This window comes from Actinosynnema sp. NPDC023794, assembly GCF_040639675.1.
GTDB classification, from domain to species: Bacteria; Actinomycetota; Actinomycetes; order Mycobacteriales; family Pseudonocardiaceae; genus Actinosynnema; species Actinosynnema luteola.
Window position 1 is genome coordinate 160,642 of the sequence record NZ_JBFAFR010000012.1, and the last position, 20,364, is coordinate 181,005.

At 74.0% G+C, this 20,364-nt stretch carries 10 protein-coding genes; 7 read left to right on the forward strand and 3 right to left on the reverse strand.

Going from position 1 to position 20,364, the window contains the following annotated elements; translation table 11 throughout:
- Positions 1-25: 25 nt before the first annotated feature.
- From AB0H12_RS24600 to AB0H12_RS24615, 4 genes are all read left to right on the forward strand, one after another.
- On the forward strand, positions 26-1,558 hold the full coding sequence (locus AB0H12_RS24600; RefSeq protein WP_499625600.1) for a GMC family oxidoreductase: 1,533 nt from the start codon (positions 26-28) through the stop codon (positions 1,556-1,558).
- 190 nt (positions 1,559-1,748) lie between these two features.
- Complete coding sequence (locus AB0H12_RS24605; protein ID WP_499625602.1) at positions 1,749-2,165, forward strand: YybH family protein; 417 nt, start codon at positions 1,749-1,751, stop codon at positions 2,163-2,165.
- 64 nt (positions 2,166-2,229) lie between these two features.
- On the forward strand, positions 2,230-2,754 hold the full coding sequence (locus AB0H12_RS24610; RefSeq protein WP_499625603.1) for a flavin reductase family protein: 525 nt from the start codon (positions 2,230-2,232) through the stop codon (positions 2,752-2,754).
- The gene (locus AB0H12_RS24615) at positions 2,751-4,334 is read left to right on the forward strand and encodes an acyl-CoA carboxylase subunit beta (RefSeq protein ID WP_499625604.1); all 1,584 of its coding nucleotides are present in this window, start codon (positions 2,751-2,753) and stop codon (positions 4,332-4,334) included. Before AB0H12_RS24610 ends, AB0H12_RS24615 begins: the two co-directional genes overlap by 4 nt.
- Before the next feature lie 54 nt (positions 4,335-4,388).
- On the opposite strand, the gene AB0H12_RS24620 is transcribed toward AB0H12_RS24615, so the two are convergent.
- Entirely contained in the window at positions 4,389-4,697 is a 309-nt protein-coding gene (locus AB0H12_RS24620) for a hypothetical protein (protein WP_499625605.1), read from the reverse strand.
- 108 nt (positions 4,698-4,805) lie between these two features.
- On the opposite strand from AB0H12_RS24620, the gene AB0H12_RS24625 reads away from it, so the two are divergent.
- Entirely contained in the window at positions 4,806-5,645 is an 840-nt protein-coding gene (locus AB0H12_RS24625) for a helix-turn-helix domain-containing protein (RefSeq protein WP_230565365.1), read from the forward strand.
- A gap of 9 nt (positions 5,646-5,654) precedes the next feature.
- Complete coding sequence (locus AB0H12_RS24630; protein WP_230565366.1) at positions 5,655-5,816, forward strand: DUF397 domain-containing protein; 162 nt, start codon at positions 5,655-5,657, stop codon at positions 5,814-5,816.
- A gap of 68 nt (positions 5,817-5,884) precedes the next feature.
- Here the strand turns inward: AB0H12_RS24630 and AB0H12_RS24635 are convergent, their stop codons facing one another.
- Both AB0H12_RS24635 and AB0H12_RS24640 read right to left on the reverse strand, forming a co-directional pair.
- A complete protein-coding gene (locus AB0H12_RS24635; protein WP_499625607.1) occupies positions 5,885-7,333 on the reverse strand; it encodes an aspartate aminotransferase family protein in 1,449 nt (482 codons plus the stop codon).
- 1 nt (position 7,334) lies between these two features.
- Positions 7,335-7,709, reverse strand: a complete 375-nt coding sequence (locus AB0H12_RS24640) for a YybH family protein (RefSeq protein ID WP_499625609.1) — start codon at positions 7,707-7,709, stop codon at positions 7,335-7,337.
- Between the two features lie 196 nt (positions 7,710-7,905).
- Between AB0H12_RS24640 and AB0H12_RS24645 the strand changes: the two genes are divergently transcribed.
- Positions 7,906-20,358: an SDR family NAD(P)-dependent oxidoreductase gene (locus AB0H12_RS24645; protein WP_499625610.1), complete on the forward strand. Its 12,453-nt coding sequence runs from the start codon at positions 7,906-7,908 to the stop codon at positions 20,356-20,358.
- Positions 20,359-20,364 lie beyond the last annotated feature (6 nt).

Below are 20,364 nucleotides of genomic sequence, written 5' to 3' on the forward strand. Positions count from 1 at the left end.
GGGCCCGTTGCGGGGAGGAGTTGCCGTGGTGGAAGCGGAGGAGTTCGACTACGTGGTGGTGGGCGCGGGCTCGGCGGGCTGCGTGCTCGCCGCCCGCCTGACCGAGGACCCGGCCGTCACCGTCGCCCTGGTGGAGGCGGGCGGTCCGGACGACCACCCGGCCATCGGCGTGCCGCTGGGTGCGCTGGAGCTGTTCGGGACGGAGGTCGACTGGGCGTTCACCACCGCGCCGCAGCCCGGCCTCGGCGGCCGGGAGGTGCCGTGGCCGCGCGGTCGGGTGCACGGCGGCTCGTCGGCCACGAACTTCCAGATGTGGGTGCCCGGCCACGCGGCCGACTTCGACGACTGGCACCCGTCGTGGTCGTGGGAGCGGGTGCACCCGCACTTCCGGCGGGCCGAGCGCTGGGCCGGCGAACGCGAAGCCGGTCCGGAGTTCGGCACGGCGGGTCCGCTGTGGATCTCGCCGCAGCGCGATCCCGACCCGAGCAGCACGCGGTTCCTCGACGCGTGCGCGGAAGTGGGGCTCAAGCCCGTCGAAGGCGGGCTGGGCGGTCCGGACAACACCGGGTGCGCGCTCACGCCCGTGACGCAGCGCGAAGGCGTCCGGTGGAGTTCCGCCGACGGGTACCTCAAACCCGCGTCGGGACGGCCGAACCTGACCGTGCTCAGCGGGCGGCGGGCGGAGCGGATCATGCTCGACCCCGACGGCCGGGCCACCGGCGTGCGGCTCGCGGACCGCGCGGTCACCGCACGGCGGGAAGTCGTGCTGTGCGCCGGTTCGGTCGGCTCGCCGCACTTGCTGCTGCTGTCCGGGATCGGGCCCGCGGACGAGCTGCGCGCGGTGGGCGTGACGCCGCGCGTGGACCTGCCCGGCGTCGGCCGCGGGCTGCACGACCACATGATCCTCGACCTGGCCGTGCACGCGCCGGACGCCACCCGCTTCCTCCAGGACGGTCGCGAGCAGTACGAGCGCGACCGGACCGGGCCGTCGAGCTCGAACATCGGCGAGGCGGTCGCGTTCCTGCGCGTCGACGGCGGCGACGGGCCGCCGGACGTGGAGCTGATCTGGTCGCCGATGGCGTTCGCCGACGACGGCGACCCGATCCCCGGCTACACCGTGGGCGTGGTGCTGCTGCGCCCGCGCAGCCGGGGACGGCTCACGGTGGCGTCGGCGGACCCGGCCGTGCCGCCGGTCATCGACCCCGGCTACCTGACCGAGGAGGCCGACGTGCGCACGTACGTCGCCGGGGTGCGGTTCGCCGAACGGGTCCTGGGCGCGGCGGCGTTGAGCGGCCTGCACACCGGGCCGGTCGCGCCGTGGCCCGCGGACGACGCCGTCGCCGACTACGTCCGGGAGCGGGCGACCACCGTGTTCCACCCGGTCGGCTCGTGCCGGATGGGCGACGTGGTCGACGAACGGCTTCGCGTGCGCGGTGTGCCGGGGTTGCGCGTGGTCGACGCGTCGGTGATCCCCGAGGCGCCGCGCGGGCACACCCACGCCCACGCCGTGATGATCGCGGAACGGGCCGCCGGGTTGCTCCGGGAAGACCGCGGCTGACCCCACCCCGCACCCCCTCCGACGACCCGCGCGCCACCCGGCGCGCGGGTCGTCGCGCATTTCCCCGAAAAACGCGCGGTTGATTGCCGAATGAGCGGCCAGTTATTCCGCGGTGAGTGAGCCCACCGGTCGTGCCATTAGCGTGTCCGGTGGGCCAAGCGGAATCCGTGAGGAAAGCGAGGACTCTCCCATGACCGCCCAGATCGACTTGCAGAACCTGGACCTGACCGACGACCCGGATGTCCAGAACGACGTTTTCCTGGCCGCGTTCAACTCGGGCCAGGGCGCCATCTTCGACAGCCTCTACCGGGACGACTCGATCTCCAACCTGTCCGGCGGGCCGTTGACCGGCCAGGCGCGCACGGACGCGATCATCGCGCTGCTGGCGACCAAGCCGAAGCTGAAGTCCACGGTCAAGGCCAGCTACACGGCGGGCGACACCTCGCTGATCATCGTGGACTACGACCTGGAGATCACCAAGGAGGACGGCGGCAAGCAGCGCATCCTCGGCAAGTGCACCGACGTGCTGGTGCGGGGCGAGGACGGCAAGTGGGTGATGGCGGTGGACCGCCCGGTCGCCGACAGCGTCGAGGACATCGAGGGCTGAGCCGCACGCGCGGGCCGCGTCGTCCGGCGCGGCCCGCGCCCTGCTCGCGGGAAGGACGTGTGCGATGGAACTGGCACCCGAGCTGACCGGGGTGTCCCCGACCGAGATGCGCTCCACCCTGGCCCGCTTCGCCACCGGCGTGGTCGTGCTGACCGTCGGTGGCGAGCACATGCACGGGATGACCGCGAACGCGTTCAGCTCCGTGTCCCTGGACCCGCCGCTGGTGCTGTGCTGCGTGGCCCGCACGGCGACCATGCACGGCTCGATCACCGCAGCCGGGCACTTCGCCACCTCGGTGCTGCGCGGCGACCAGGAGGCCAGCGCCCGCTGGTTCGCCGACGGTGACCGGCCCTCGGGACGCCCCCAGTTCGACCGGGTCGACTGGGCGCCCGGCCCGGCCACCGGCGCGCCGGTGCTCGCCGGCTCGCTGGCGTGGCTGGAGTGCGAGCTGGTCGACGTGCACGAGGCGGGCGACCACTCGGTGTTCATCGGCCGGGTGCTCGGCGCGGGCAGGGGCGACGGGCGGGAAGGGCTGGTGTTCTTCGACGGTGGCTACCGGCAGGTCGACACGAGCGAAAGGCGACGATGAGCATCTCCGAGATGGACGTGCGGCCCGCCGTGCGCCCGACGCAGCCGCCGCCGCAGCGCACCATGCGGGCGTTGCGCGACCGGCGGGACGAGCTGGCCGGCCGCATCGCGCTGGGCGACCGGGTGGCGGTGGAGCGCCAGCACCGGTTGGGCAAGCGGACCGCCCGGGAACGGCTGGAGCTGCTGCTCGACGAGGGTTCGTTCGTCGAGGTGGACATGTACCGGCGGGGCACGACCGGCGCGCACACCGACGGCGTGGTCGCGGGCTCCGGCACCGTGGACGGGCGGCGGGTGTTCGTCTACGCGCAGGACTTCACCATCTCCGGCGGGTCGCTGGGCGCGGGGCACGCCGAGAAGATCCACAAGGTGATGGACATGGCGGTCGCCACCGGGTCGCCGATCGTCGCGCTGAACGACAGCGGTGGGGCGCGCATCCAGGAAGGCGTGATGGCGCTCAACGGCTACGGCGGCATCTTCCGCCGCCAGGTCGAGGCGTCCGGCATCGTGCCGCAGATCAGCGTGGTGCTGGGGCCGTGCGCCGGTGGCGCGGCCTACTCGCCCGCGCTGGCCGACTTCACGTTCATGGTGCGGGAGACCGCTCAGATGTACCTGACCGGGCCGGACGTGGTGCAGGCCGTCAGCGGCGAGCGGGTGACGCACAACCAGCTCGGCGGCGCGGACGTGCACGGCTCGCTGTCCGGCGTGGCGTCGTTCGTGCACGACGACGAGGAGAGCTGCCTGGCCGACGTGCGGTACCTGCTGTCGTTGCTGCCGTCGAACAACCTGGAGCCGCCGCCGTCGTGCGAGCCGCCTGACGAGGACGACGACGTGCGGCCCGACCTGGCCTCCCTCGTGCCGGTGTCGCCGAACCAGCCCTACGACATCCGGTCGGTGATCGGCGAGGTCGTGGACGACGGCGAGTTCCTGGAGGTGCACGAGGGCTGGGCGGCCAACGTGGTGTGCGCGTTCGCCCGGGTCGGTGGCGAGGTCGTGGGCGTGGTCGGCAACCAGCCGCTGGTGCTGGCGGGCGTGCTGGACACGGCGGCGTCGCAGAAGGCGGCCAGGTTCGTGCGGTTCTGCGACGCGTTCGCCATCCCGCTGGTGACGCTGGTGGACGTGCCGGGCTTCCTGCCGGGCACCGACCAGGAGTACGGCGGCGCGATCCGGCACGGCGCGAAGCTGCTGTACGCCTACTGCGAGGCCTCCGTGCCGCGGGTGCAGGTCATCCTACGCAAGGCGTACGGCGGCGCGTACATCGTGATGGACTCGCGGTCGATCGGCTGCGACCTGTCGTTGGCCTGGCCGACCAACGAGATCGCGGTGATGGGCGCGGAGGCCGCCGTGAACGTCATCCACCGCAAGGAACTGGCCGCCGCCGCCGATCCGGACGAGCTGCGGCGGGTGCTGGTGGCCCGTTACGCGGACGAGCTGGCGCACCCGTACTACGCGGCCGAGCGCGGCCTGGTGGACGACGTGATCGACCCGGCGCAGACGCGGGCGGCGGTGCGGCGAGGGCTGGAAATGCTGCGCGACAAGCGTCGTCGCAGTCCGGCGCGCAAGCACGGCAACGTGCCGCTGTGACGAGCTGGACGGCTCGGGAGCCGGGCGGCACCAGCCCTCCGGCTCCTGGGCCGGTCACCGGCCGGTGAGGTCCGGCAACGCGCGCCGTTCCGGGATGCCATCGGTGACCCACACCAAGCGGGCGTCGGTGGCGGGCGGGCGGCTGAGCAGGCGGGCGGCGCGTTCGGGCGACCGCAGCCGCATCCGCGTGCCGCCGTTGGCGAGTACGACCTCGGCGTGGTCGGGGAAGGCCAGGCCCCAGGCGGCGATGTCGGCGTCGGTGTTGTCGTGCACCTGGACGACGGCGAACAGCCGGGGCGCGTCGTCGGCCACCATCTCGGCCACGAAGGTGTCCAGGTCGGGTACGAGCTCGGTCTCGGTCATGGCGCAACGCTAGCGATTGAAATTCAGCTTGCGGCTCAAGTGACATGGAGTCCGCTCGATGGAGTGAATGGCAGCGGGGATGCCGGGGCGGTCGGGCAGACTCCGGGTGTGATCACATCCGACCCCGGCCCGATCGTGCAGCGGATCCTGCTGGGTGCCGAGTTGCGCGACGCGCGGGAGGCCGCGGGGCTGTCCAGCGCCGACGCGGGCAAGGCCCTCGGCTGGTACTCGGGGAAGCTGTCGAAGGTCGAGCAGGGCGACCTGCAGGTCAGCGAGAAGGACCTGGCCAAGATCGTCCGGATCTACGGGATCCCCGAGTCCGCCGCTCCGGAGCTGCGGCGGTTGGCTACCGAGTCTCGCCGCAAGCTGCCACCGGCTCGGGTTCCGGAGCACTCGGTGAAGTACGTGAACCTGGAGCGCGCGGCCACCGAGTTGAAGGTCTTCAACCTCGACTGCGTGCCAGGAATCGTGCAGACCGCCCACTACGCCAGGGCGCTGCTGGAGCGGTCGGTGACCGCCTCGGCCACCGACGTCGACCGGATGGCCGAGGACCGGGCGAAGCGGCTGGAGTGGATGAAGTCCGAAGGTGCGCCCCGCCTCTGGTTGGTGCTCAGCGAAGAGGCGTTGCACCGCGAGATCGGCGGGCCGGAGGTGATGCGGGCCCAGCTGGCCGAGCTCCGGGCGCTGGGGAAGCTGCCGCACGTGTGCGTTCAGGTCGTGCCGTTCGACGCCGGTGCGCACTCCTCCCATGGTGTCGCCTTCACGATCCTGACCCTGCTCGCGGGGCGGCCGGGGATCGTCTACGTCGAAGGGCTGACCGCTTCGGACTACCTGGGGCGCGAGCACGTCCGCACCTACAACCTCGCTTTCGACAGCCTGCGGGCCAACGCCTTGAGCGAGCAGCGCACGGTTGAGAAGATCAATCGGCGTATTCGCGAGCTGTCTTAGGAGTGGCCAATGTGGCGGAAGTCGTCGCGCAGTGGTGGGGCGCAGAACTGCGTCGAGGTGGCTCGGTCCGCCGAACGGGCGGCGGTGCGGGACACCAAGAGCCGGGAGTCGGGGACGTTGGTGTTCCGGCCGGGGGCGTTCCAGGCGTTCCTCAACACCCTCAAGCAGTGAGAACGGCCCACCGACCGGGGAACGCGGTCGGTGGGCCGTCGGGGGCAGCCGACCCCTGGGGGTGTGGGTCAGCCGGGTAGCAGGGCGTTCGCGTTGTCGCGCAGCGCGGTGCACGCGGCGCGCAGGCCGGTGGCCAGTCGGTCGATCTGCTCGTCGGTGATGAAGACCGACGGTTCGAAGCGCAGGGTGTGGCCGGCGCTGGCAGTGGGGAAGACGCGGACGTGGTGGGCGTTGAGCAGGTAGCCCGCCAGCACGTAGCCGAGGAGGCCCTGGCCGGCCAGCTCGCCCACCGGGCCCGCGGCGCCGGTCTGGTCGTGGAACTCCAGGCCCAGCATCAGCCCGCGACCGCGGACGTCGGCGACGACGGTCGGGAAGTCGGCCTGGACCGCGCGCAACGCCGACGCCAGCGCCTGGCCCCGTTCCGCCGCACGTCCGCAGGCGTCGAGCCGCTCGACCAGGTCGACCACCCGCGAACCGATGTGGCAGGAGAACGCGTCCTTGGCGAACGTCGAGCTGTGCACCAGCTCGAACTCCGGCACGTAGGCCGACTGCCGGATCAGGGTCACGGCCGCCTTGGCGATGCCGCCGCCGAGTGCCTTGGCCAGCAGCACGTAATCGCCGCGCAGCCCGACGTGCGACGACGCGAAGAACGCGCCGGTCCGCCCGATCCCGGTCTGGATCTCGTCCACCACGACCGGGAAGCCGCCCGCGTCGGCCGCGGCGCGGATGTCGGCCGCCACCTCGGCGTCGAGCACGTGGATGCCGCCCTCGCCCTGGATCGGTTCCACGAAGAACGCGGCGATCACCGGCAGGTCGCGTTCCACCAGTCGGCCGTCGCGGACGTCGAGCAGCGTGACGCGGCACGCCTCGACCTCCTTGGCGACCTCGCCGCCCGCCACGAACCGCGCCTGCGCGGCCAGCGCCCGGAACGGCAGCCGGTAACCGGCGTTGTGGGTGAGCTGCACGCTGCCCGCCAGCTTGCCGTGGAACGACCCTTCGAGCGTCAGGAACACCGGCGGCGCGTCGTACCGGCCCTCGTTGTGCTCGCGGACCCGTTCGGCCAGGTCGGCGGGCGCGTCGGCCAGGTGCGCCTCGATCTCGTCGCGCAGCGCCGCGACCCGCGCGCCGCGGGCCATCTCGGCGTGCTTCAACGCGATCTCGACGGCTTCCGCGCCGGTGCTGGCGAAGATCGCCGAGTACGGCTCGTCGGTGCCGAACTCCCGCCACAGCACGCGGTTCAGCGCGAGGGCCAGGTCGTTGGCGTAGGGGTGGTCGGAGAACTGGGCGTGCACGGGGACCTGCCGGTCCAGCAGGTCCCGGGCGCACCGCACGACCTCCGGGTGGTTGTGGCCCAGCACCAGCGAGCCGTAACCGCCGACGAAGTCCACCACCGGCACCTCGTCGCCGGACGGCCGGCGCCACCACAGCGTGTCCGCTTCGCCGCGCACGTACTCGGCGTCCAGCCCCAGCTGGGACAACAGGCCGCCCAGGTGCGCCTCGGCCAGTCGCGGCTCCATGTCAGTTGTCGCCGAACGGGTTGTCGATGGCGTAGCGCCACTTGCCGTCCGGGCCCCTGCGCAGCACGTCCAGGCCCGTGCCGGACAGCGGCTCCTCGCCCTCGATGTCGAACGACCAGTCGACCACCAGCAGCGCGGTGTCGCCGGTCACGTACGACTCCTTGAGCTCGGCGCGCATCACCGGGCGCTTGGCCATGAACTCCTTCACGGCCTGCTCGTGCTCCGCGCCGCTGATGGGGTTCTCGGGGGCCCACACCGACACGGCGTCCTCGGTGTAGAGCGACAGGACGGCGTCGACGTCGCCCGAGTTCATCGCCCGGACGTACAGCGCGGTCATCTTGGTGGCGTCCTCGGGCAACGCGAAGTTCGTGGTCATGGGGACCAGTCCCTTTCTGGGTTTGGCCGGTTCTGGGTCGGGCCGGAATGACGGCACCGACGTTAACCAGGACTCGGTCACGCGCCGGTAATTCGCCGCCCGGAGAACGCCCGACGACCGTTTCGTGACTGCGCGGGCGCAATTCGTCGGTAGAACCGGAGATCGGAAAACCATCCCGCTCGCGAAGGGCTTGTCGATGACGAACCTGGACGACACGGTCGCGGTGGTCGGTGTGTCCTGCCGGCTGCCCGGTGCGACCGACCCGGCCGCGTTCTGGCGGCTGCTGCGCGACGGCCGGGACGCGGTGACCGAGGTGCCCGCGGACCGGTGGGAGACCCTGTCCCCGGAGACCAAGGCGGTGCGCGGCGCGCGGTACGGCGCGTTCCTGGACCGGGTCGGCTACTTCGACGCCGGGTTCTTCGGCATCTCACCGCGCGAGGCCGCCGCGACCGACCCGCAGCAGCGGCTGGTGCTGGAGCTGGCGTGGGAGGCGCTGGAGGACGCCGGGATCGTGCCCGGCTCGCTGGCGGGCACGGCGGCGTCGGTGTTCGTCGGCTCGTTGCGCGACGACTACGCCGGTCTGGTGCTCGGGCGCGGCGCGATCACGCAGCACACCAACACCGGCACGCACCGGGGCATCATCGCCAACCGCGTGTCCTACGCGCTGGACCTGCGCGGTCCCAGCGTCGTGGTGGACACCGCGCAGTCGTCGTCGCTGGTCGCGGTGCACCTCGCGGCGGAGAGCGTGCGCAACGGCGAGTCGCCGCTGGCCTTGGCGGCGGGTGTGAACCTGAACATCCTCGCCGAGGGCGCGCTGGGCGCGGACAAGTTCGGCGGGCTGTCGCCGGACGGCCGGTGCTTCACCTTCGACGCGCGGGCCAACGGGTACGTGCGCGGCGAGGGCGCGGCAGTGCTGGTGCTCAAGCCGCTGCGCGCCGCCCTGGCCGACGGTGACGACGTGTACGCGGTGATCCGGGGCAGCGCGGTCAACAACGACGGCGCGACACCGGGTCTGACCGTGCCGCAGCCCGCGGCGCAGGCGGCGGTGGTGCGGGCTGCGCAGCGGCGGGCCGGGGTGGACGCCGGGGCGGTGCAGTACGTGGAGCTGCACGGCACCGGCACGCCGGTCGGAGACCCGATCGAGGCGGCGGGGCTGGGCGAGGCGTTCGCCGGTCGGGCCGAGCCGCTGCCGGTGGGGTCGGTGAAGACGAACATCGGGCACCTGGAGGGCGCGGCGGGCATCGTCGGCCTGCTGAAGTCGGTGCTGGCCATCCGGCACCGCGAGCTGCCCGCGAGCCTGAACTTCCGCACGCCCAACCCGGAGCTGCGGCTGGACGAGCACAACCTGACCGTCCAAACGGGACGTTCCGCTTGGCCGCACCCGGACCGGCCGCTGGTGGCGGGGGTGAGCTCGTTCGGCATGGGCGGCACGAACTGCCACGTGGTGGTCGCCGAACCGCCCGCGCCGGCGCCGAACGCGATCGAGCCGGCCACCGCGACCGCCGACGGGTTCGCGGTGGTGCCGGTTTCAGGGCGCACGCCCGAGGCGTTGCGGGCGCACGCGGCCCTCATCCGGGACACCGAAGGCGAACCACGCGACCTCGGCTGGTCACTCGCCACCACGCGCACGTCGTTCGAGCACCGGGCCGTGGTGATCGCGTCCGACCGCGCCTCCCTCGACACCGGCCTGGACGCCGTCGCGGCGGGCGTGCCCGCGCCCAACGTCGTCAGCGGCACGGTCGCGGACGGCACGCTCGGCGTCGTCTTCACGGGTCAGGGCGCGCAGCGCGCCGGCATGGGCGCCGAGCTGCGCCGCGCGTTCCCGGTGTTCGCCGAGGCGTTCGACGAGGTCTGCGCGCACCTCGACCCCGGCCTGCGCGACGTCGTCACCTCGGGCGAGGGCCTCGACGACACCGCCTGGACCCAGCCCGCCCTGTTCGCGGTCGAGGTGGCCGCGTACCGGCTGGCCGAGTCGTGGGGCCTCACGCCGCAGGTCGTGCTGGGCCACTCCATCGGCGAGATCGCGGCCGCCCACGTGGCCGGGATCCTCTCCCTGCCCGACGCCTGCGCCCTGGTGAGCGCGCGCGGCAGGTTGATGGGCGCGTTGCCGGCCGGTGGCGCGATGGTCGCGGTGGAGGCGGCCGAGGACGAGCTGGACCTCCCGGACGGCGTCGCGCTCGCGGCGGTCAACGGTCCGCGCGCGGTCGTGCTGTCGGGGCCTGAGGACGCCGTCCTGGCCTACGCGAGGACGTTGAGCCACCGCACGAAGCAGCTCACCGTGAGCCACGCGTTCCACTCGCCGCTGATGGACCCGATGCTGGACGAGTTCCGCGACGTGGTGCGCGGCCTCACGTTCCACCAGCCGGTCATCCCGGTGGTGTCGACCGTGCGCCCCGACGCCGACCTCACCGACCCCGAGCACTGGGTCCGCCAGGTCCGCGAGCCGGTCCGGTTCCTCCAGGCCGTGCGCGCGCTGGACGTCACCACGCTGGTCGAGGCCGGGCCGGACGGCGTGTGCTCGGCGATGGCGGCCGACGCGGGCGTGCGCGCGTTCCCGATGATGCGCAAGGGCCACGACGAGGTGACCACGGCGCTGACCGCGTTCGCCGCCGCCCACACGCGGGGCGTGCCCGTCGACTGGTCCGCCCTGCACCTCGGGCGGCGCGTGAAGCTGCCCACCTACCCGTTCCAGCGCGAACGGCACTGGCTGGACGAGGAGGCCACGCCGGTCCGGGTCGAACGGTCGGCGGACGTCGCGCACCTGGTGCTGCACCACGTCGCCGCGGTGCTCGGCGCGGACCCCGGCAAGGTCGACCCGCGCCGCCCGTTCCGCGACCTGGGCTTCGACTCGCTGATGGGCGTGGAGCTGCGGGAGAACCTGGCCGCCGCGACCGGCCGCGCCCTGCCCACCGGCCTGCTGTTCGACCACCCCACGCCGCAGGCCTTGATCTCCTACCTGCACGAGGACGAGGTCACCGAGGAGGTGTTCGAGCAGCGCGAGCAGCACGACGAGCCGATCGCGATCGTCGGCATGGCGTGCCGCTTCCCGGGCGGCGTGGAGTCGCCGGAGGACCTGTGGCGGCTGGTCGCCGAGGGCCGGGACGCGATCGGGGAGTTCCCGACCGACCGCGGCTGGTCGGGCGACCTCTACCACCCCGACCCGGACCGCTCGGGCACCAGCTACGTGCGGGAGGGCGGCTTCCTGGCCGGCGCGGGCGAGTTCGACCCGGCGTTCTTCGGCATCTCGCCGCGCGAGGCGCTGGCCATGGACCCGCAGCAGCGGTTGCTGCTCCAGACCGCGTGGGAGGCCGTCGAACGGGCGGGCGTCGACCCGGAGTCGTTGCGCGGCAGCCGGACCGGCGTGTTCGTCGGCGGCACGGCGGCCGACTACGGGCCCCGCATGCACGAGGCGTCCGACCAGGCCGAGGGGCACGTGCTGACCGGCGCGACGCCGAGCGTGATGTCGGGCCGCATCGCCTACCAGCTCGGGCTGATCGGGCCCGCGCTCACCGTGGACACGGCCTGCTCGTCGTCCCTGGTGGCCCTGCACCTCGCGGTGCGGTCGCTGCGCAGCGGCGAGTCCAGCGCGGCCATCGCGGGTGGCGTCACGGTCATGGCCACACCCGGCATGTTCCTGGAGTTCTCCCGCCAGCACGGCCTCGCCGCCGACGCGCGGTGCAAGTCGTTCTCCGCCGACGCGGACGGCACGGCGTGGGCCGAGGGCGTCGGCGTGGTGATGCTGGAACGCCTGTCCGACGCCCGCCGCAACGGGCGCCGGGTGCTCGCCGTCATCCGGGGCAGCGCGATCAACTCCGACGGCGCGTCCAACGGCCTCACCGCGCCCAACGGCCGGTCCCAGCAGCGCGTGATCCGGCAGGCGCTGGCCGACGCCGGGCTGGAGCCGTCCGAGGTGGACGTGGTGGAGGCGCACGGCACCGGCACGTCGTTGGGCGACCCCGTCGAGGCCGAGGCCATCCTCGCCACCTACGGCCGCGACCGCGACGAACCGCTGTGGCTGGGCTCGCTCAAGTCCAACATCGGCCACGCGCAAGCGGCGGCCGGCGTCGGTGGCGTGATCAAGCTGGTGGAGGCGATGCGGCACGGCGTCATGCCGCGCACCCTGCACGTCGGCGAGCCCACCCCGAAGGTCGACTGGACGTCGGGCAAGGTCGAGCTGCTGGCCGACGCGCGCGAGTGGCCCGCGCCCCGCCGGGCGGGCATCTCGTCGTTCGGCATCAGCGGCACCAACGCGCACCTGGTGCTGGAGCAGGGTGACGTGCACGAGCCGACGCGCGCCGAGGTAGCCGCGCCCGTGCCGTGGGTGTCCAGCGGCCGGGACGCCGAGGCCGCCGTCGCCGGCCTGGACCGGGTCCGCGGTCGGACCGACGTCGCCGAGGTGGCCCGCGCGCTGGCCGGACGCACGCGCTTCGACCACCGGGCCGTCCTGGTCGGCGTCACGCCCGAGGACTTCTCCGGCGCCGCGCCGCTCACCGGTCGCGCGGTCCCCGACGGCCGCACGGCGGTGCTGTTCACCGGGCAGGGCGCGCAGCGCGCGGGCATGGGACGTGAGCTGTACGAGACGTTCCCGGTGTTCGCCCGCGCCCTGGACGAGGTCGTGGACGCCTTCGCGCCGCACCTGGACGTGCCGCTCAAGGACCTGATGTTCGGCGACCGCCCGGAGCTGCACGAGACCCGCTGCACCCAGCCCGCCCTGTTCGCCTTCGAGACCGCCCTGTTCCGGCTGGCGGAGCACCACGGCCTCACCCCGGACCTGGTGGCCGGGCACTCCATCGGCGAGCTGGTCGCCGCCCACGTCGCCGGGATCCTCACGCTCGACGACGCGGCCAAGCTGGTCGCCGCGCGCGGCCGGCTCATGCAGTCGGCCCGCGGCGGCGGAGTGATGATCTCAGTGCAGGCCGGGGAGGACGACCTCGGCGAGCTGCCCGACGGGGTGGTGCTCGCGGCCGTCAACAGCCCGACCTCGCTGGTGCTGGCGGGTGACGAGGACGCCGTCACGGCGTTCGCGAGCCGGTTCCCGCGCGCCCGCAAGCTCCAGGTCAGCCACGCGTTCCACTCGCCGCACATGGACGACGTGCTGGACGAGTTCCGCTCGATCGCCGCGACCGTCACCCACCACGAGCCGCGGATCCCGGTGATCTCCACGGTGACCGGCGAGCCGCTGGTCCCCGACGCCGACCACTGGACGCGCCAGATCCGCGGCACGGTCCGCTTCCTGGACGCCGTGCGCGGCCTGGAGCGGCACGGCGCGACGGTATTCGTGGAGGTCGGCCCGGACGCGGTGCTCGCGCCGCTCGCGCAGGCCGCCGGCGTCACGGCGGTGTCGCTGGGACGCGCGGGCCGGCCCGAACCGGTGACGGCGGTGTGGGGCATGGCGCACGCCCACGCCCACGGCGCGCCTCTGGACGTGGCCTCGTTCGTGCCCGGCGCGGACCGCGCCGACGACGTGCCGACCTACCCGTTCCGCCGCGACCACTACTGGCTCACCGACCGGCCCCGCGCCACCGGCCTGGTCACCACGGTGGTGGAGCTGGCCGAGCGGGACGAGGTCGTGCTCACCGGCGAGGTGTCGTTGACCGCGCAGCCGTGGCTGGCCGGTCACGTGGTCAACGGCTCGGTGCTGGTGCCGGGCACGGCGTTCCTGGAGCTGGCGCTGGCGGCGGGGGAGCGGGTCGGCCTGCCGCGCGTCGAGGACCTGACCCTGGAAGCTCCGCTGGTCGTGCCGGAATCCGGGTCGGTGTCGGTGCAGGTCACCGTGCGGGAGGGCCGGTTCACCGTGCACTCGCGCCAGGACACCTGGCAGCGGCACGCCTCCGGCACGCTCACCGAGGCCGCCACGCAGGCCGAGTCGTTCCCGTGGCCCCCGGAGGTCGACGAAGAGCCGATCGACGACGCCTACGACCGCCTGGCGGCTCTCGGCTACGACTACGGCGACCCGTTCCGCGGCCTGCGGGCGATGTGGCGTGACGGCGACACGGTCTACGCCGAGGTCGCGATCACCGCGCCGGTCAAGGACTTCGCGGTCCACCCGGCGCTGCTGGACGCCGTGCTGCACCCGCTCGTGCTCGAACCGGCCGACGAAGGCCGGATCAGGCTGCCGTTCGCGTGGAGCGGGGTGGAGCTGAACGCGGCCGGCGCGACCGGGCTGCGGGTCCGCATCACGCCCGACGGCGCCGACACCTTCGCCGTGGACGTCGCCGACCCGGCGGGCGTGCCGCTGGGCCGCATCGACGGCATCACGTTGCGCGCGGTCGCCAAGGACGCCCTCGCGGGCAGCTCCACGTTCGCGGTGACCTGGACCGAGGTCGCGGGGGACGAGCCGGTGGGCGACCTGGTGGTCGTGCCGCCGGCCGGGACCGACGACCCGCGCGCGGCCGTGCGCCGGGCGTTGGGGCTGGTGAAGGACTGGCTCGCGGAGGAGCACGACCCGGGCGACCGGCTGGTGTTCCACACCCGGCGGGCGGTCGCGGCCCAGCCGGGCGAGCCGGTGGACGACCTGGCCAACGCCGCCGTGTGGGGTCTGGTGCGGGTGGTGCAGTCCGAGCACCCGGACCGCGTGGTCGTGGTGGACGCCGAGGACGCCGACGCGGTGCCCGCCGCCGTCGCGACCGGTGAGCCGCAGGTCGCCGTGCGGGACGGCCGGTTCCTCGTGCCGCGCCTGACCCGGACCGAGTTGGGCGAGCCCGTGCGGCTGCACGGCACCGTGCTCGTCACCGGTGGCACGGGCGGGCTCGGCGCGTTGGTCGCCCGGCACCTGCACGACCAGCACGGCGTGCGCGACCTGCTGCTGGTCGGCAGGCGCGGCCTGGACGCACCCGGCGCGCGGGAACTGGCCGAGGAGCTGGGCGCGCGGGTGGCGGCCGTCGACGTGGCCGACCGCGAGGCGTTGGCCGAGCTGCTGGCCGGTGAGCGGATCACCGCCGTCGTCCACGCCGCCGGCGTGCTGGACGACGCGACCACCACGGCGTTGACCGACGACCAGGTGGACCGGGTCCTCGCGCCCAAGGCGCTCGCCGCCCGCCACCTGCACGAACTGGCGGGCGACGTCGAGGCGTTCGTGCTGTTCTCGTCGATCTCCGGCGTGCTCGGCACGGCGGGCCAGGGCAACTACGCCGCCGCCAACACCTACCTGGACGCCCTGGCCGCGCACCGCCGCGCGCAGGGCCTGCCCGCGGTGTCGCTGGCGTGGGGTCTGTGGGACGCGGGCATGGGCGAGACGCTGGGCGAGTCCGACCTGGCGCGCTGGGCACGTGCCGGTGTCGCGCCGCTCGACCCGAAGCGCGGCCTGGCGCTGTTCGACCGCGCGCTCGCGGGCGACGCGGGCCTGCTCGTCCCCGCCGCGCTGGAGCCGTCCCGAGTGGACGGTGACGTGCCGCCGCCGTTGCGCGGCCTGGTGAAGCGGCGCACCACCAAGACCGCGTCGACCACGTTGACCGAGGCGAACGCGCTGGACCTGGTGCGCTCGCTGGCCGCCGCCGCGCTCGGCCACGCCGACGGCGCCGCGGTCGACCCGGAGAAGGCGTTCCGGGACCAGGGCTTCGACTCGCTTGCGGGCGTCGACCTGCGCAACCGGTTGATCGCGGCCACCGGGCGCAAGCTGCCCACGACGCTGGTCTTCGACCACCCCACGCCGACCGCGCTGGCCGCGTTCCTGGTGGCGGGCAACCGGAAGGCCGAGCGGAAGGTCTCGGCCCGCGCGGACGAGCCGATCGCGATCGTCGGCATGGCGTGCCGCTACCCGGGCGGGGTCCGGTCGCCGGAGGACCTGTGGCGCCTGGTCGCCGAGGGCCGGGACGCGATCTCGGAGTTCCCGACCAACCGGGGCTGGGACGTCGACGCGCTGTACGACCCGGACCCGGAGAAGCTCGGCACCACCTACACCCGGCACGGGGGGTTCCTGCACGACGCCGACCTGTTCGACGCGGGCTTCTTCGGCATGTCGCCGCGCGAGGCGCTGGCGACCGACCCGCAGCAGCGGCTGCTGCTGGAGACGGCCTGGGAGGCGTTCGAGGACGCGGGCATCGACCCGACGACCCTGCGCGGCAGCCGGTCCGGCGTGTTCACCGGCGTGATGTACGACGACTACGCCTCACGCCTGCCCGAGACGCCCGACGAGGTCGAGGGCTTCCTGCTGGCGGGCAACACCTCCAGCGTCATCTCCGGCCGGCTCGCCTACACCTACGGCTTGGAGGGCCCGGCGATCACGGTCGACACGGCGTGCTCGTCGTCGCTGGTGGCGCTGCACCTGGCGGCGCAGGCGCTGCGCAACGGCGAGTGCGACCTGGCCCTGGCGGGCGGCGTCACGGTGATGGCCGGGCCGAGCACGTTCGTCGAGTTCTCCCGCCAGCGCGGGCTGTCGGCGGACGGCCGCTGCAAGTCGTTCTCCGCCGACGCCGACGGCACCGGCTGGTCCGAGGGCGTCGGCCTGCTGGTGGTCGAGCGGCTCTCCGACGCGCGCGAGCGCGGCCACCGCGTGCTGGCGGTCGTGCGCGGCTCGGCGGTGAACTCCGACGGCGCGTCCAACGGCCTCACCGCGCCCAACGGGCCGTCGCAGGAACGGGTGATCCAGGCGGCGCTCTCGGCCGCCCGGCTGACCCCGGCGGACGTCGACCTGGTCGAGGCGCACGGCACCGGGACGAAGCTCGGGGACCCGATCGAGGCGCAGGCGCTGCTGGCCACCTACGGCCAGGACCGCGAGGAACCGCTGCGGCTGGGGTCGTTGAAGTCCAACATCGGCCACGCGCAGGCGGCGGCCGGTGTCGGCGGGATCATCAAGGTGGTGCAGGCGATGCGGCACGGCGTGATGCCGCGCACCCTGCACGTCGGCGAGCCGTCCCCGCACGTCGACTGGTCGTCCGGCGCGGTCGAGCTGCTGACCGAGCCGCGCGAGTGGCGCGCCGGCCGTCCGCGTCGCGCGGCGGTGTCGTCGTTCGGCATCAGCGGCACCAACGCGCACGTCGTGCTCGAACAGGGCCCGGAGCCCGCGCCGGCCGACCGCGCCACGCCCGAGGTGGTGCCGTGGGTGCTGTCGGCCCGGGACGACGAGGCGTTGCGCGCCCAGGCCGCGGCCCTGCACGCCCACCTCGCCGAGCACCCCGACCTGGACCCGGCCGACGTCGGCCTGACCCTGTCGCGCCGGGCGCTGCTCGACCGCCGCGCGGTCGTCGTCGGCCGGGACGCCCTGCTCGGCGACCTCGCCATCGGTGACGGGGAGGGACGCGGCAAGACCGCGTTCCTGTTCACCGGCCAGGGCAGCCAGCGGGTCGGCATGGGACGGGAGCTGTACGAGACCTCGCCGGTGTTCCGGCAGGCGCTGGACGACGTCTGCGCGCACCTGGACCCGGTGCTGGACCGCCCGCTCAAGGTGGTGCTGTTCGCCGAGCCCGACTCGGCGGACTCGGCGCTGCTCGGGCAGACCGCGTTCACGCAGGCCGCGCTGTTCGCCGTCGAGGTCGCGCTCTACCGGTTCGTCGAGCACCACGGGGTGCGCCCGGACTACCTGTTCGGCCACTCGGTCGGCGAGGTGGCCGCCGCGCACGTCGCCGGCGTCCTCGACCTGGCCGACGCCTGCACGCTGGTCGCCGCGCGCGGCCGGGCCATGCAGTCCGCGCGCGACGACGGCGCGATGGCCGCGATCGAAGCCACCGAGGACGAAGTGCGGTCGTCGCTGCACGGCGTGCTGGCGGTGGCCGCGCTGAACGCGCCCCGCTCGACCGTCGTGTCCGGTGACGAGGCGGCGGTGGCGCGGGCGGTCGCGGAGTGGTCCGCCAAGGGCCGCCGCACGCGCCGGTTGCCGGTCAGCCACGCGTTCCACTCGCCCCACATGGACGAGGTGCTGGACGCGTTCCGCGCCGACCTGGCCGACGTGGTGTTCCGCGAGCCGTCGATCACCGTGGTCTCGGACGTCACGGGCGAGGTCGCGACCGTCGAGCAGCTGCGGTCGCCGGAGTACTGGGTGCGCCACATCCGGGAGGCCGTGCGCTTCCTGGACGGCGTGCGCACGCTGGAACGGCTCGGCGTGACGGAGTTCGTGGAGCTCGGGCCGGACGGCGTGCTGACCGCGTTGACCCGGCAGTGCCTGGAGCGGGAACCGGGTTCGGCGGTGGCGGTGCTGCGCGCGGGCCGGCCGGAGCTCGACCACGCGCTGTCGGCGTTGGGCGTCCTGCACACCCGCGGCATCCCGGTGACGTGGGACTTCGGCGACGCACGGCCGGTGACGCTGCCGGGCTATCAGTTCCGGGGACGTCGGTTCTGGCTGGACGCGCCCCGCTCCACGCGCTCGGCCGGCGAGTTGGGGCTGTCCGACCCCCGGCACCCGTTGCTCGGCGCGGCGGTCGAGCTGAGCGGTGGCGACACCGTCGTGCTCACCGGACGGGTGTCGGCCGGTGGCTGGCTCGCCGACCACCGGGTGCGGGACGACGTGCTGCTGCCCGGCACGGCGCTCGCCGAGATGGCGCTCGCTGCCGGCGCCTACACGGGGTTCCCGCACCTGGCCGAGCTGACGTTGTCCGCGCCGTTGGTGCTCGGCAGCGCGCAGGTGCAGGTCACCGTCGGTGCGCCGGAGGGCGGTCGTCGTCCCGTCACGATCCACTCCCGTCCGGATGCCGACTCGCCGTGGGAGCAGCACGCGGCCGGCGCGCTGGCCGAGGACGTCCCCGCGGCCGGTGAGTTCTCCTGGCCCGCCGATGCCGAGGCGGTGGACCTCGACGGTGTCTACGAGCGGTTGGCGCCGCACGGCTACCACTACGGGCCGGCGTTCCAAGGGCTGAAGGCGTTGTGGCGGTCGGGTGACGACCTGTTCGCCGAGCTGGTCCCGCAGGAGGGCGACGGGTTCCTGGTGCACCCGGCGGTGCTCGACGCCGCCCTGCACGCGTTGCTGCCCGGGGTGGCGGACGACGACGCGCAGGCCGTGCTGCCGTTCGCGTGGAGCGGGGTGACCGTGCACTCCACCGCGCCCGCCGTCCGCGCGCGGGTGACCCGGACCGGGTCGTCGGTGGCGCTGGTGCTGGCGGACGCGGCGGGCCGGCCGGTGTTGACGGTGGACGAGCTGGCGTTGCGGCCGTTGGGCGGCCGGGTGGCCCGGGACGGGCTGCACGCGCTGACCTGGCGGCCCGTGACCGTGCCCGGTGACCTGCCGCCGCACGGCCTGACCGTGCACCGGGTGCCGGAGCTGGACGCGCGTGAGGCGGTCCACCACACGCTCGACGTGCTGCGCCGGGCGGACCGGCCGCTCGCGGTCGTGGTGCGGGACGGGCTGGAGCACGCGGCCGTGCGAGGTCTGGTGCGCAGCGCGCAGGCCGAGCAACCCGGCCGGTTCAGGCTGGTCACCGCGGATGCCGACGACCTGGTGGACACGGTGTTGCGGTTGGGCGAACCCGAGGTCGCGGTACGCGGCGGGGAGGTGTTGGTGCCCCGCCTGGCCCGCACTCCGTCGGCCGACCGCCCGGTGGACTGGGGCGCCGGGCCGGTGCTGATCACCGGCGCGACCGGCGCGTTGGGCGCGGTCCTGGCCCGGCACCTGGTCACGACCCACGGCGTGGCGGAACTGGTGCTGCTGAGCCGGCGCGGTCCGGATGCGCCGGGCGCGGACCGGCTGGTCTCCGAACTGGACGCGAAGGTGCACCTGGTGGCGTGCGACGCGGCCGACCGGGACGCGCTGGCGGCGGTGGTGGAGCAGTACCGGCCGACGGCCGTCGTGCACACGGCGGGCGTGGTCGACGACGGCACGCTCACCGGGCTCACCTCCGAGCAGGTGGACCGGGTGCTGCGGCCCAAGGTCGACGCCGCCTGGCACCTGCACGAGCTGGCCGGTGACGTGTCGGCGTTCGTGCTGTACTCGTCGGTCGCGGGCCTGCTCGGCACCGCGGGCCAGGCCAACTACGCGGCGGGCAACAGCTACCTGGACGCGCTGGCCGAGCACCGGCACGCGTTGGGCCTGCCCGCGACGTCCCTGGCCTGGGGCCTGTGGGAGACCGAGAGCGAGCTGTCCGGCGGTCTGTCCGAAGTGGACCTGCGGCGGCTGGCCCGGTCCGGTCTGTCGCCGTTGGGCGCGGACGAGGCGATGGAGCTGTTCGACGCGGCCCTGGCGCACGGCGCGCCGGTGCTCGCCGTGACCCGGTTCGACCAGGCGGCGTTGCGGGGTCGGGACGACCTGCCCGCCGTGCTGCGGGACGTGGTCCGCGCCCGCAAGGTCTCGCCGGCCGCGGCGGCTGCCGACGTGGCGGACCTGGACCTGCCGGCGGTGGTGCGGACGCAGGTGGCGGCCGTGCTCGGGCACGACGACCCGGACGCGATCGACACCCGTCGGGCGTTCACCGAGCTGGGCTTCGACTCGTTGACGGCGGTCGAGCTGCGCAACCGGCTCGGCGCGGCCACCGGGCTGACGCTGGCGACCACGGTGGTGTTCGACCACCCGAGCCCGGACGCGTTGGCCGAGCACCTGCGGTCGCTGGTGTCGGCCGACGAGGAATCGCTGGTGGACCGCCTGGAAGCGGCGGTGCGCGCGGGCGAGCTGGACGACACCGCGCTGGACCGGCTGCGCACCCTGCTCGGCGCGGGCACCGCACTGGACACCGACCTCGACTCCGCTGACGACGACGCGTTGTTCGCGCTGGTCGACGAGCTGGACTAGGAGACG

Excerpts from the sequence above, each read along its gene's own strand:
- AB0H12_RS24605 (WP_499625602.1), top strand. The coding sequence starts at position 1,749 with ATGACCGCCCAGATCGACTTGCAGAACCTGGACCTGACCGACGACCCG.
- AB0H12_RS24610 (WP_499625603.1), top strand. The coding sequence starts at position 2,230 with ATGGAACTGGCACCCGAGCTGACCGGGGTGTCCCCGACCGAGATGCGC.
- AB0H12_RS24615 (WP_499625604.1), top strand. The coding sequence starts at position 2,751 with ATGAGCATCTCCGAGATGGACGTGCGGCCCGCCGTGCGCCCGACGCAG.
- AB0H12_RS24620 (WP_499625605.1), bottom strand. The coding sequence starts at position 4,697 with ATGACCGAGACCGAGCTCGTACCCGACCTGGACACCTTCGTGGCCGAG.
- AB0H12_RS24630 (WP_230565366.1), top strand. The coding sequence starts at position 5,655 with ATGTGGCGGAAGTCGTCGCGCAGTGGTGGGGCGCAGAACTGCGTCGAG.
- AB0H12_RS24635 (WP_499625607.1), bottom strand. The coding sequence starts at position 7,333 with ATGGAGCCGCGACTGGCCGAGGCGCACCTGGGCGGCCTGTTGTCCCAG.
- AB0H12_RS24640 (WP_499625609.1), bottom strand. The coding sequence starts at position 7,709 with ATGACCACGAACTTCGCGTTGCCCGAGGACGCCACCAAGATGACCGCG.
- AB0H12_RS24645 (WP_499625610.1), top strand. The coding sequence starts at position 7,906 with ATGACGAACCTGGACGACACGGTCGCGGTGGTCGGTGTGTCCTGCCGG.